Annotated in this window: 13 protein-coding genes; 8 read left to right on the forward strand and 5 right to left on the reverse strand. The window is 37.2% G+C overall.

Features of this window, described 5'->3' with window-relative positions:
• The first annotated feature begins 45 nt into the window (after positions 1-45).
• Positions 46-546, forward strand: a complete 501-nt coding sequence (locus DHW03_RS02615) for an RICIN domain-containing protein (protein WP_109924182.1) — start codon at positions 46-48, stop codon at positions 544-546.
• Positions 547-575: 29 nt separating this feature from the next.
• On the opposite strand, the gene DHW03_RS02620 is transcribed toward DHW03_RS02615, so the two are convergent.
• Positions 576-1,763: a DUF1624 domain-containing protein gene (locus DHW03_RS02620; protein WP_109924183.1), complete on the reverse strand. Its 1,188-nt coding sequence runs from the start codon at positions 1,761-1,763 to the stop codon at positions 576-578.
• 908 nt (positions 1,764-2,671) lie between these two features.
• On the opposite strand from DHW03_RS02620, the gene DHW03_RS02625 reads away from it, so the two are divergent.
• The 3 genes from DHW03_RS02625 to DHW03_RS02635 all read left to right on the forward strand — a co-directional run bounded on the left by DHW03_RS02625 (position 2,672) and on the right by DHW03_RS02635 (position 6,413).
• Positions 2,672-4,612 (forward strand): glycoside hydrolase family 97 protein, encoded by a 1,941-nt coding sequence (locus DHW03_RS02625; RefSeq protein WP_109924184.1) that lies wholly within the window; start codon positions 2,672-2,674, stop codon positions 4,610-4,612.
• Between the two features lie 59 nt (positions 4,613-4,671).
• Entirely contained in the window at positions 4,672-6,096 is a 1,425-nt protein-coding gene (locus DHW03_RS02630) for a glycoside hydrolase family 125 protein (RefSeq protein WP_109924185.1), read from the forward strand.
• A 119-nt stretch (positions 6,097-6,215) separates the two neighbouring features.
• Positions 6,216-6,413 carry a hypothetical protein gene (locus DHW03_RS02635; RefSeq protein ID WP_109924186.1) on the forward strand — a complete coding sequence of 66 codons (198 nt, stop codon included), beginning with the start codon at positions 6,216-6,218 and terminating at the stop codon, positions 6,411-6,413.
• Here DHW03_RS02635 and DHW03_RS02640 read toward each other — a convergent pair.
• The 4 genes from DHW03_RS02640 to DHW03_RS02655 all read right to left on the reverse strand — a co-directional run bounded on the left by DHW03_RS02640 (position 6,410) and on the right by DHW03_RS02655 (position 9,248).
• Positions 6,410-6,769, reverse strand: coding sequence for a nuclear transport factor 2 family protein (locus DHW03_RS02640; protein WP_240618447.1), 360 nt, complete (start codon positions 6,767-6,769; stop codon positions 6,410-6,412). The two genes, DHW03_RS02635 and DHW03_RS02640, sit on opposite strands and share 4 nt — an antisense overlap.
• A 95-nt stretch (positions 6,770-6,864) precedes the next feature.
• Positions 6,865-7,062 (reverse strand): cold-shock protein, encoded by a 198-nt coding sequence (locus DHW03_RS02645; RefSeq protein WP_109924187.1) that lies wholly within the window; start codon positions 7,060-7,062, stop codon positions 6,865-6,867.
• A gap of 1,567 nt (positions 7,063-8,629) precedes the next feature.
• The gene (locus DHW03_RS02650; protein ID WP_109924188.1) at positions 8,630-8,854 is read right to left on the reverse strand and encodes a CDGSH iron-sulfur domain-containing protein; all 225 of its coding nucleotides are present in this window, start codon (positions 8,852-8,854) and stop codon (positions 8,630-8,632) included.
• A 163-nt stretch (positions 8,855-9,017) separates the two neighbouring features.
• Positions 9,018-9,248, reverse strand: coding sequence for a hypothetical protein (locus DHW03_RS02655; RefSeq protein WP_109924189.1), 231 nt, complete (start codon positions 9,246-9,248; stop codon positions 9,018-9,020).
• A 186-nt stretch (positions 9,249-9,434) separates the two neighbouring features.
• On the opposite strand from DHW03_RS02655, the gene DHW03_RS02660 reads away from it, so the two are divergent.
• From DHW03_RS02660 to DHW03_RS02675, 4 genes are all read left to right on the forward strand, one after another.
• The gene (locus DHW03_RS02660; RefSeq protein ID WP_109924190.1) at positions 9,435-9,623 is read left to right on the forward strand and encodes a cold-shock protein; all 189 of its coding nucleotides are present in this window, start codon (positions 9,435-9,437) and stop codon (positions 9,621-9,623) included.
• Positions 9,624-9,916: 293 nt separating this feature from the next.
• Complete coding sequence (locus DHW03_RS02665) at positions 9,917-11,104, forward strand: helix-turn-helix domain-containing protein (protein ID WP_109924191.1); 1,188 nt, start codon at positions 9,917-9,919, stop codon at positions 11,102-11,104.
• 181 nt (positions 11,105-11,285) lie between these two features.
• Complete coding sequence (locus DHW03_RS02670) at positions 11,286-11,483, forward strand: hypothetical protein (protein WP_133248490.1); 198 nt, start codon at positions 11,286-11,288, stop codon at positions 11,481-11,483.
• 59 nt (positions 11,484-11,542) lie between these two features.
• Positions 11,543-11,740, forward strand: a complete 198-nt coding sequence (locus DHW03_RS02675) for a hypothetical protein (RefSeq protein ID WP_109924193.1) — start codon at positions 11,543-11,545, stop codon at positions 11,738-11,740.
• The last annotated feature ends 30 nt before the right edge of the window (positions 11,741-11,770 follow it).

Below are 11,770 nucleotides of genomic sequence, written 5' to 3' on the forward strand. Positions count from 1 at the left end.
CTAACTTGAATTACCCTTATTTAACAAATTGGTTATATTTGGGTTATGAAAAAATCAATCCTAATTTTAAGCTTGGTGTTTTGGTTTGCCGGATTTGTACAAGCTCAGGTTATCAAAGGAAATTTCGCCATTAAAAATGTGCAAACTGGAATGCTTTTGCGGGTTAAAGATGCAAGTGGCAAGAATGGTACACCATTAGTCGCTTACGACCCTCAAAACTGGAAGTGTATGACTTGGGATTTTAGAAACATAGATGGAAATACCTATCAACTCAGAAATCTTTTTACCAATAAAACATTCCAGCCAAAGAAGGAGGTTGATGCAAAGATTAATCTTGAAGAACAACCCCTAGTGCTTGGCGATGCCAATCAACAATATGAGTTTATTCCAGTTGAAAGGGCTTACTTAATAAAATTAAAAGGAACCGATCTTTATTTAACTCCAGAAGATAAGAAAGGAAGTACCAACTCCAATATCATTCTGGCGAAGAAAACAAATAGCAAAGATCAATACTGGACGATTTACGAACAGTCGCCTACCATGTAATTTCAAATTAAATTTTATAGTTATTTGATTTACAGATAACTAAGCCACCATTTCGAATGTGTTTCTTTATATTTTTTGAACCATTTACAAGGATAGTATAAGGCCAAAATAACAACGATCCAAATGAGATAAACGCCCCACAAATCAAATCCGAATGTGTTTGGCCGAAACATAAATGGCATGTTGATGATATCTTTCTTGGTGTAGCCCGATGCAAAAAAAGCAACAACCAAAATGCTGTGCAAAAGGTAAAAATGAATTACATAGTAGAAGAAGGGCACGCTTCCATATGTAGCAAAAACCTTTGATAATTTATTCTTAAATTTTTCGCAAACCGCGAGCAGTATTAAACCAACACCAATGATTAAGCTGGTGTATTGCAAGGATGGAGGGTACTTGCTAACATTGAAAAAAGACAATAAATTTTTGAACACATCATGATATTCTTTTCGGGGAATAGGATCGCCGTAAACACCAGCAATTCTGAGTGCAACGAACAATACAAGCGCAGCCGCACCAAAGTTTAACAAATTGATTTTTCGCTTTTTAACATCATATTCTCTTTTAAACCATTTGCCAGCACCATAACCCAAAAACATGATTCCTGTCCACGGCAGTACTGCATATAAATCGGCAATGATGTGTTCTTTTCCAATTGGAAATATGGTACCCGAAGCGGTGAAAAATACCTTTAGTAATACATCACTATAGATATTGCTAGGTGCTGGAAATAAATCAAATAGGTTATGTCCAAATACCAATAGGAAACCTGTAACTAAAACAGTTTTGTAAGAAATTCTACTGAATAAGGCTAAGAAAATCATGCTGAATCCGATTGCCCAAATCACCTGTAGAACAATGGCATTGTAAAATGGATTGAAGGTTATGCCCAAGGTAATGAGTACAATCTCTACTACAATAAGCCAGATGCCTCGTTTAAATAAAAACTTACTGGCCTGTGCTGGAGTTTTATTTTGTGCAGATAAATAAGCCGATAAGCCCGATAGAAAGACAAAAGTTGGCGCACAAAAATGCGTAATGAACCGCGTGAAATATAACATTCCAGTCGTTGTATCGGGGTTTAGAGGGTCGCCAGTCATGGCTTCGATGTGAAAGAAATCACGTGTATGGTCTAATGCCATAATAAGCATTACTAATCCTCTAAGAACATCGATAGATAATATTCTTTTAGAGCCTTGTTCAGTAACAGAAGTCATTACAATAGAGATTTGGTTAATTAAAAAGAATGCGTGTTAATTTAGATGGCCAATTTGCAAAGCTAAGCTTAGTTACTGCTTAAAATGCTGAGGGTCAACTTATTTAAATATACAATCATAATTTGGTTTTCTCATGGTTGGGGTGAAAAAATGTTTTGTGGGGGGGATTAGGTTTTGAGTAGCGAGTATTGAGTATTGAGTATCAAGTAATGAGTATCAAGTATCAAGTAATGAGTATCAAGTAGCAAGAAATGAGTATCAAGTATCAAGTAGCGAGTATTGAGTATCAAGAAATGAGTAGTAAGTATCAGGTTGCAAGTATTCAGTGATAGATGCGAATCTCGATTTAACATTGGAATAGATGGGGGATAGGGTTCAAAAGGAGGGGCTGATTTTTTTGAGTTGTGCCAGGGCAATATTGCGAAGTGTTTAAGACGAAGGCATATTGACTTGCTTGAGCATCCACATCGCTCATCGAATCAGCCTGTTTAATTCGCTGAGATTTTATAATATTATTAAATACTTTATTCAAAATCTATAATATATTTGATTAATAGTAATTTATCTTATTTATCTATAATTTCAACTTTGTTGAGAAGCTCAGTAATAAGGTGGTTTTTACAGCTCATTTTAGCGATTTTATTAATCATTACCAGCCTAAATCATCCAACAATTTAACATCAGCATCTGTAAAAATACTGGTAGATGTAAAATTAAAGTCGAAATGTTTTTGGTTTAGTTAAACGTTTTACTACTTTCGAGTTACAATGTTTTTTTATCAAACATAATTGCTTTTAAGTTTTACTAACCAGATGCTCATTGAGAAAATTTAAATCACCATCGCTTTAAAAGCTCAAACATTCACAATAAATCACCGACATAAAACACAACATCCCACACATACATAAATGAAATTAACCCTGATCTTCACATTTTTAATTTTAATTGCAGTCCAGTTTTCAGCTAAGGCTCAGAAATATCAGCTTAAGTCGCCCGATGCGGCCATTGTAATTAATTTGAACGTAGGGAAAGAAATTACTTACAGTGTTCAACAACAAGGCAAAAATTTGATACAAGAATCTGCAATTGAATTAAGCACAAACAAAAGTAAGGGAGGATGGAAGGTTTCTAAAACAGCAACATCATCTGTTAACGAAGTTTTAAAACCGGTAGTTTGGGTTAAATCAGAAACCATCGATAACCATTACAATGCACTTACTTTAAAGTTTTCGAACGGTTTATCGCTGGAGTGGAGGGCTTTTAACAATGGCGTGGCTTGGCACTGGCTATCCGATTTGAAAGGCAGTTACCAAATATTAGCAGAAAAAGCTGCGTTTCAATTCGCAGGTGGGGCGAAATCGCTTTTTCCAAAAGAAGATCAATTTTTCTCTCATAATGAGCGCGATTACAAAGCTTTTAATGTCAGCGATATAGATTCTACAAAATTGGCGAGTTTGCCAACGCTGTTTGATGTAGATGGAACCAAGATTGTTTTAACTGAATCTGATTTATGGGATTATGCAGGCATGTGGATTAAAGGTGCAGGCAAAGGCAAAATTAACGCTGTGTTTCCGCATCATCCTAAAACTAAAAAAATAACCAGCGATCGTGATGAGCGGGTAAGCCAATACGATAGCTATATTGCTGATGTTAATGGTCCAAAATCATTCCCTTGGCGGGTTTTAATGATTAACACTGCCGATAAAGATATTTTGAGTAACCAATTGGTTTATCAACTTGCAAGGCCTGCAACAGGCGATTTTTCTTGGGTTAAACCAGGTAAGGTGCAGTGGGATTGGTGGCACTACAACAATTTATATGGCGTAGATTTTGTTGCTGGCATCAACAACGATACCTACAAATACTACATCGATTTTGCCGCAAAAAATCATATTGAATACGTTTTATTGGATGAAGGTTGGTGCGACACAAGAGATTTAATGAAGCAATCGCCAGGTATTGATGTAGAAGAACTGGCCAAATATGCCAAAAGCAAAAATGTAGATTTGCTGCTGTGGACGAGCTGGCTGGTGCTGGATAAGCAAATGGATCAAGCTTTGGATAACTTCCAAAAATGGGGCATTACAGGCATAAAGGTAGATTTTATGCAGCGCGACGATCAAGATATGGTAAATTACTATGAAAAGGTATCAAAAGCAGCGGCGAAAAGAAAGCTGATGGTCGATTTTCATGGCGCCTTTAAACCTACCGGTTGGAACAGAACTTACCCTAATGTGATGACTTCTGAAGGTGTTTTAGGGAACGAAATCAGTAAATTCGGAGCGGCCATCACGCCAGATCATACCACCACCATTCCATTTATCAGAATGGCGGCAGGTCCGATGGATTTTACTCCCGGGGGGATGTTAAATGTACAGAAGAATGATTTTGCTGCTGTTCCATCGGAACCGATGACAATGGGTACGCGCTGTAACCAATTGGCGATGTATGTGGTGTTTGAAAGTCCATTGCAGATGCTTTGCGATATTCCGACCCATTACTACAAAGAGCCTGAGGCAATGCAATTTTTAAAAGAAGTACCATCCGTTTGGAAACAAACCGTTCCTTTACAAGCCAAAGTAGGCGATTATGTTGCCGTAGCTAGGCAGGCCAAAAATAGCGATTGGTATATTGGCGCTATGACCGATTGGACAGCAAGAGATCTGAATCTCGATTTATCTTTCTTAGGAGATGGACAGTATAAAATGATGGTTTGGAAAGATGGAATTAACGCCGATAAGAATGCCAAAGATTTTAAACAAGAAACCATTGAGGTCAATAAAAACACCAAATTAAACATCAAAATGACTACCGGCGGTGGCTATGTTGCCAGATTGGTAAAAATATAAGGGCTATTAACCAAAGCGTAGTCTTAACAAGTTGAACCAAATAGAAATACACATAAATAATGAAAAGAAGAAAGTTTATACAAAACACAGGTTTGCTGGGTGTTGGAGTTGTAGCATCGAAATTTTCCTTTGCTGCAGATTTAGCTCCAGAGTTTCCTGTTGTTCGGGTGGCGGCTGGCAAAAGACATTTTGAAAGCAAGGCCGTAGATGCAGCAATAAAAACCTTTCAATCCAATGTTAAAAATCCGGAGTTAAATTGGTTGTTCGAAAACTGCTTTCCAAATACGCTAGATACAACTGTTTATTATGCAGAAAAAAATGGTCGCCCAGATACCTACGTAATTACAGGTGATATTGATGCGATGTGGCTTCGCGATAGTTCGGCACAGGTATGGCCGTATTTGCAATTTGTGAACGAAGATGCACCGCTAAAAAAATTAGTAGCTGGTGTAATCATCCACCAAACACAGTGCGTTTTAAAAGATCCGTACGCCAACGCTTTTTACGGCGATGCAACTAAAGTAGGTGAGTGGAAAACAGATAAAACGGCAATGCAGCCAGGCGTGCACGAACGCAAATGGGAAATAGACTCTTTATGCTATCCAATTCGGTTGGCTTACCACTATTGGAAAAAAACGGGCGATAAAACCCCATTTGATGCCGATTGGAAAAAGGGAATTGAAGCCACATTTAAAACCTTTAAAGATCAACAACGGAAAACAAATAAAGGGCAGTATCATTTCCAAAGGGAAACCACGCAGCCAACTGATACATTACCAATGGCTGGTTACGGTTTTCCCGTTAATCCGGTTGGTTTAATCTGTTCGGCCTTTCGCCCAAGTGATGATGCAACAATTTTCCCTTTCTTAATTCCTTCTAATTTCTTTGCCGTAACCAGCTTAAAGCAGGCAGCAGAAATGATTAAAGCCTTGCATAGCGATAAAGCTTTAGAAAGCAGCTTATTAAATTTGGCAGATGAAGTAAATGCTGCCATACAAAAATATGCCATTGTAAACCATCCAAAATACGGCAAAATTTACGCTTTTGAGGTTGATGGTTTTGGTAGCGCGTATTTAATGGACGATTCTAACGTACCGAGTTTGTTAAGCTTACCCTATCTGGGTGCCATCAAATTAGATGATCCCATTTACATCAATACCAGGAAATTTGCCCTTTCAAAAGATAACCCATATTTCTTCAAAGGTACCGCTGCCGAAGGCATTGGCGGACCACATGCCGGCCAAGATATGATTTGGCCAATGAGCATAACCATGCGTGCTTTGACTTCTAAAGATGATGCTGAAATTAAATATTGCATCGATACTTTGCGTAAAACACATGCAGGCAAAGGTTTTATGCATGAATCATTCCATAAAGATGATCCCGCAAATTTCACCAGAGCTTGGTTTGCTTGGTCGAACACCTTATTTGGAGAATTGCTTTGGAAAACCTATCATGAAAAACCCGCTTTACTTAAAGCTTAATTGATTTTTTTGTTATTCCAATAACGCCTCAGCTCAAGAATTGGGGCGTTATTTTTTTACCTTTGATGATGGGCTGACGGGAATCTAAAGGCCAATTCAACACCAACCCATTTAAAATTATGATAAGCATAAATCAAAATATACCCACATCAACCTTGTTAGATGTTAAGGTAGGAGATGAGGTAGATAACGGAGCCGGTAAAGCAGGGGAAGTTTCGAAAATCAACATTACAGAAACCGACGAATACCTTCAATTTCTGTTTGGTTTAAATAATGGGCAGGAAATTGAAATCAGAAAACTAAAGCAAATTTGCTAAGCTAAAACTGGTCTGGGGTCAAAAATCACTTTAAATGATTTAATCTTCTCATTCTCCAACACATACCAGCCACTGCCAAAGAGTTTTTTCCCGTTGATGTTAATGTCATAAAACAGGCAAACCTCTTCATTATCCGTAAAAATCTTTTTTACTTCATATTTCAATTTCAACTTTTTCAGGTCTTCCATGTAAGCATCAGCGCCGCTCCGTTCGCTCATAACGCCTTTAAAAATCAAATCATCGTGAAGTTGTAGCCTTGCCAAATCGAAATCTTCGGCATTTAGTGCTTTAATGAAATCCAAAACCACAACTTTTGAGTTGTGCTCGGTAAGTTCTTTGTTTAAGTTTGCCATCATTCAAAAATAGCTTTTATGCCATTTCAAAACGACAATACATCTAAATTATTTGCTAGGATTTGAGGAAAGAAAAGGGTTACTGGCGGGAAATTTGATTACTGCTCAACCACAATTTTGTAAGCATATCTGGATTTTGCTTCAAAAAGGAAAGTAACGATTCTGCCCGTACTTAATTTGTGGCCTGCGGAGATTGATTTTTTGTTCAATAAGATATCGTCTCCGACTGCGGAGGTAATCAAACCACATCCAAATCTTTCATCAAATAGCTTAACAATACCCTTGTGCCTACTCATAATATTTATACTTGTTAATTAAAAATATAGAATAAAAGCGTTTCAAATTAAAGGAATAGATGAATGGGCGGAAATAATAGATAAGGGCGGCACTTTTGATTGATTAAGCATCAAACCGGCTTGAAGGTTACAGCTAAAAAGATGCTTGCAGCACGAGAAAGTGGAATTTGGAACTTTGATTTTTAATTGATGGCTCGCCAACCATTTTACACATAAAATAAACATTTGAAAAACAATTGCAGTCTAATGCCCCCCTTTTGCTAGTCGGGATTTGCAATCCCGACTTAAGCGCTGAGGATTTTTAATCCTCGTAAAACTCAGGTTTGCCCCCCTGAAAGTAGCTCAACAGCCAATCCTCTAATTAATTGGTTCAGTTAGCTTTAGTGGATTACAAATCCACAGTTCAATGGTCGAGAAAACATTTCTCGACCAACTCAATTTATGCTCCTTTGCTAGTCGGGATTTGCAATCTCGACTTAAGCGCTGAGGATTTTTAATCCTCGTAAAACTGAGGTTTGCCCCCCTGAAAGTAGCTCAACAGCCAATCCTCTAGTTAATTGGTTCAGTTAGCTTTAGTGGATTACAAATTCACAGTTCAATGGTCGAGAAAACATTTCTCGACCAACTCAATTTATGCTCCTTTGCTAGTCGGGATTTGCAATCCCGACTTAAGCGCAGAGGATTTTCAATCCTCTTAAAACTGAGGTTTGCTCCCTGAAAGTAACTCAACAGCCAATCCTCTAATTAATTGGTTCAGTTAGCTTTAGTGGATTAGAAATCCACAGTTCAATGGTCGAGAAAACATTTCTCGACCAACTCAATTTATGCTCCTTTGCTAGTCGGGATTTGCAATCTCGACTTAAGCGCTGAGGATTTTCAATCCTCTTAAAACTGAGGTTTGCTCCCTGAAAGTAGCTCAACAGCCAATCCTCTAGTTAATTGGTTCAGTTAGCTTTAGTGGATTACAAATTCACAGTTCAATGGTCGAGAAAACATTTCTCGACCAACTCAATTTATGCTCCTTTGCTAGTCGGGATTTGCAATCTCGACTTAAGCGCTGAGGATTTTTAATCCTCGTAAAACTGAGGTTTGCCCCCCTGAAAGTAGCTCAACAGCCAATCCTCTAATTAATTGGTTCAGTTAGCTTTAGTGGATTACAAATCCACAGTTCAATGGTCGAAAAAACATTTCTCGACCAACTCAATTTATGTTCCTTTGCTAGTCGGGATTTGCAATCTCGACTTAAGCGCTGAGGATTTTCAATCCTCATGAAACTGAGGTTTGCCCCATGAAAGTAGCTCAACAGCCAATCCTCTAATTAATTGGTTCAGTTAGCTTTAGTGGATTACAAATTCACAGTTCAATGGTCGAAAAAACATTGCTCGACCAACTCAATTTATGCTCCTTTGCTAGTCGGGATTTGCAATCCCGACTTAAGCGCTGAGGATTTTCAATCCTCTTAAAACAGAGTTTAATGCCAGCGTTATAAATTCGCCAACCAATTCACAATCGCTACAAAACAAAAAGCCCCGAATTAACGAGGCTCAAAATCAAAGTATTCTTTTTATTAAACTTTTTTAGGAGGAAGATCAAAAGCAATGGCTTCGTGCTCGAAGTGACCATTGTGCGCACCATCACAAAAGGGCTTGTTTTTTGAAAGTCCGCAACGACAGATAGAAAGCACCGTTCTACCCTGCAAGCCGTATGCGTTACCGTTTCTATCAACGATTTCAAAATCGCCCTCTATTTTAACTGAACCGTTATTGTTGATTGTTAATTTTGTTTTTGACATAGTATTTTATTTGTTGATGCAAAACTAAAACTTTGTTGCAGCTTTAAAGCATCTCAACCTAGTTTAGAATTATTCCTGTTATGGTGGCAGATTGCAAAGGTCTCTCTAATCGAACATAAGCCTTTATCCATTAAAGAGATGTATCGGCAGAAGGTAACAGAGTTTATAGGAAAAATTGAAATGGTTGATTTAATCCAACATTTGATTGTTGATCAGCAGGTTGATTTTGCACATTCGAAGTGAAATCATACTTAACCTGTTCGTAAGCAGTAGCGAGGTTACGAAGGGTATTGATTTCATAAAGGTTTACAATTTCTTTGTGCTCAAGCTCGGTTAGCGATCTAAGTTTATCTAAAACTTGTTTGTATTCTTCGTAAGTAGCGAGTGCGCCCATGACTATTTGATTAAGGATTGTGAAATTAACATCACAAGGGTAAATTTGTTTTTAATTTTTTTCACATCCTGTTAAAAACAACCTTAAGGAATAAAAGCAACTTCTTTAATTATTTACTTCTTTTTAATAACAAAATATCTATTTTAGTTTCTTGAAAAAATCTCTAATTAAAATTGATCACTTAAAATGAAAAACGGTACAGTAAAATTTTTTAACACAGAAAAGGGCTTTGGATTTATAAAGGAAGATAACGGGGGAGAACTTTTTGTTCACGCATCAGGATTGATCGATGAGATCAGAGAAAATGATACAGTGGAGTATGAAGTGAAGGATGGTAAGAAAGGACCCAACGCAGTAAACGTTCGCGTGGTTTAAAAACAGGTTAATTTCTCCCGATTCATTTTGGGAGAAATTAAATTCCCTATCCATTCCCGCCTGCAAAAACAATTCTCTCCAACTCGAGGGTTAGCAACTATTTCCGCATTGCTGTAAGTACTATCTACTTTCCTTCACTTACGATCAATTAAGTTTGGCTTATTGTTCTTACTTTCCTTCTCTGGAAATATCCTACCATAACTCCAATTAGGAGTATAAAAGGCTTTAGCCAAAAACCATAATACTAGCAGAATTATTATTTTTGTGTATTCCCGAAACCAAATTTATTCGTTTTGCATCCCTTTTTTCTAACCCTTATTGGTGCGATTTTCATCTTTTCGCTCATCCTCATTAAACTATTCCTGTATGGAAAAAATAAGAGATACCTTAACTTATGGTTATCCATTTCAATAACAGGCATAACTTGGTTTGTGCTAATTTATTTGCTGACTAATTCTGGCCAAATTAAAAATTACCCATTTTTATTTAATAAAGGCTTGCCATTCTATTATTTAATCGCTCCAGGCTTGTATTTATACATTAGAGGCTCGTTAAATTCTGCTTATGCTACTTTTAAAAAAGCAGACTTACTGCATTTGCTCCTCATTATCCCCGCCATCATTTCAATTTTACCCTATAACTTATTAAGTTACCATGAGCAGCAATTGGTTGTAAATCATATTACTACAGATGTAAAATTCGCCATAAGTACCAGCAAATATGTTGTAAGTCCGTTGCATTGGTTTGCTTTTCCAGCTACAGCCTGCATTTATTGTGGTTTTCAGTTTTGGGAAATTAAGAAGGCATCAAAATCAAAAACCGCTGGAGAAAAAAGTATAAAATGGCTTTATGCGTTTACTAGCGTATGCGCCGCTCTTTTTGTGGGGATACTTGTAATGAATTTTTCTGTATTGGAGAACTTCAACAGGGCTTGGTTCATTATGCATAACAGCACAATTGTTTTTTTCCTATGCTTTTGTGTTCTGCTAATCAGCTTCCTATTTTTTCTACATCCAGAATTTCTCTATGGCTTTAAGCCAATGGTTTATCAGCGGGGATTAGAAACCGCCGTAGTAGAAAATGAATTTTCAGAAAAGTTGGAAAAAAATGATCCTAAAATCCGTAAGATAGATGCGCATTTGGCCGCAAGGGTAGAAGCATTTCTTAATGAGACTGAAGTTTTTAGACAAACCGGACTCACTCTGAGTGGTTTTGCTTCGCTAATTGACATCCCAAACCATAAGCTAACCGAACTTTTTAATCATCACTTTAAACTTAATTTTAACAGTTACATTAATAAGTTGAGGATAGAGTACGCCAAAGCAAGGCTTGATGACGGAGATTGGAAACAGTTCACACTAGAAGCCATAGCAAATGATGCTGGGTTCTCATCCAGAAACACCTTTTTTGTTGCTTTTAAAAAACTAACAGGTTTAACTCCTTCTGGCTATATTTCTCGATTGAAAGATGGTAAACTGTAATGATTTTCAAAATTGGTACAAGGGAAAGCCTCATTAACTTATAAAATATAGATGCTTTATTGATTTTTGCACATCATTTTAAGTATTGATTATACAGTTCAAAATTGAGTTAAAGAGGTGTACACATCTCGATTTGTTTGAGCAGATATTTCCAGCTACTGAAATGCAATCATCTATTCCCATGCCAAACAAAAAAATTAAAACTGTGATGCTGTTTAAACTTTCATCAGAAAAAATTAATGAACTCAATCAATTCATTGATACCGATTCTAAATCACTAATCCTGCTTACCTCGGTTCAAAACATTTCTAGCGGTGCCGTATTCGAAGAAAAAAACAATTTAGATGTTTTACTAGAAGAACTGGAGAAGGCTGGATAGTTGTACGATTTTCGAAACCATTTTTGAAGACGGGTTGTTCTAAATTAAAATAAAACATCATGCAAAATTCAAATAACGACCCAAAAGAGCGGGAAAATCTAGCTCACGAAGAAGAAAACGAAAATTCAACACAACAATCTAATGATGATGGTGGTCTTGAAGACAACCCTGTTCAACGCGGATTAACCGGAGAGAGCGATGAGGAAGAAGGTGGAGGCGATTTGGCTGGCAACGCAGCCGGAAGCACGGAAGATTAAAATCCGGCCAGTCAGGATATGCAACCCCGT

The sequence above is a fragment of the Pedobacter yonginensis genome (assembly GCF_003173595.1).
In the GTDB taxonomy this organism is placed as follows: Bacteria; Bacteroidota; Bacteroidia; order Sphingobacteriales; family Sphingobacteriaceae; genus Pedobacter; species Pedobacter yonginense.

Excerpts from the sequence above, each read along its gene's own strand:
- DHW03_RS02670 (WP_133248490.1), top strand. The coding sequence starts at position 11,286 with ATGCCAAACAAAAAAATTAAAACTGTGATGCTGTTTAAACTTTCATCA.
- DHW03_RS02660 (WP_109924190.1), top strand. The coding sequence starts at position 9,435 with ATGAAAAACGGTACAGTAAAATTTTTTAACACAGAAAAGGGCTTTGGA.
- DHW03_RS02640 (WP_240618447.1), bottom strand. The coding sequence starts at position 6,769 with ATGATGGCAAACTTAAACAAAGAACTTACCGAGCACAACTCAAAAGTT.
- DHW03_RS02650 (WP_109924188.1), bottom strand. The coding sequence starts at position 8,854 with ATGTCAAAAACAAAATTAACAATCAACAATAACGGTTCAGTTAAAATA.
- DHW03_RS02625 (WP_109924184.1), top strand. The coding sequence starts at position 2,672 with ATGAAATTAACCCTGATCTTCACATTTTTAATTTTAATTGCAGTCCAG.
- DHW03_RS02630 (WP_109924185.1), top strand. The coding sequence starts at position 4,672 with ATGAAAAGAAGAAAGTTTATACAAAACACAGGTTTGCTGGGTGTTGGA.
- DHW03_RS02655 (WP_109924189.1), bottom strand. The coding sequence starts at position 9,248 with ATGGGCGCACTCGCTACTTACGAAGAATACAAACAAGTTTTAGATAAA.
- DHW03_RS02615 (WP_109924182.1), top strand. The coding sequence starts at position 46 with ATGAAAAAATCAATCCTAATTTTAAGCTTGGTGTTTTGGTTTGCCGGA.
- DHW03_RS02645 (WP_109924187.1), bottom strand. The coding sequence starts at position 7,062 with ATGAGTAGGCACAAGGGTATTGTTAAGCTATTTGATGAAAGATTTGGA.
- DHW03_RS02635 (WP_109924186.1), top strand. The coding sequence starts at position 6,216 with ATGATAAGCATAAATCAAAATATACCCACATCAACCTTGTTAGATGTT.
- DHW03_RS02620 (WP_109924183.1), bottom strand. The coding sequence starts at position 1,763 with ATGACTTCTGTTACTGAACAAGGCTCTAAAAGAATATTATCTATCGAT.
- DHW03_RS02675 (WP_109924193.1), top strand. The coding sequence starts at position 11,543 with ATGCAAAATTCAAATAACGACCCAAAAGAGCGGGAAAATCTAGCTCAC.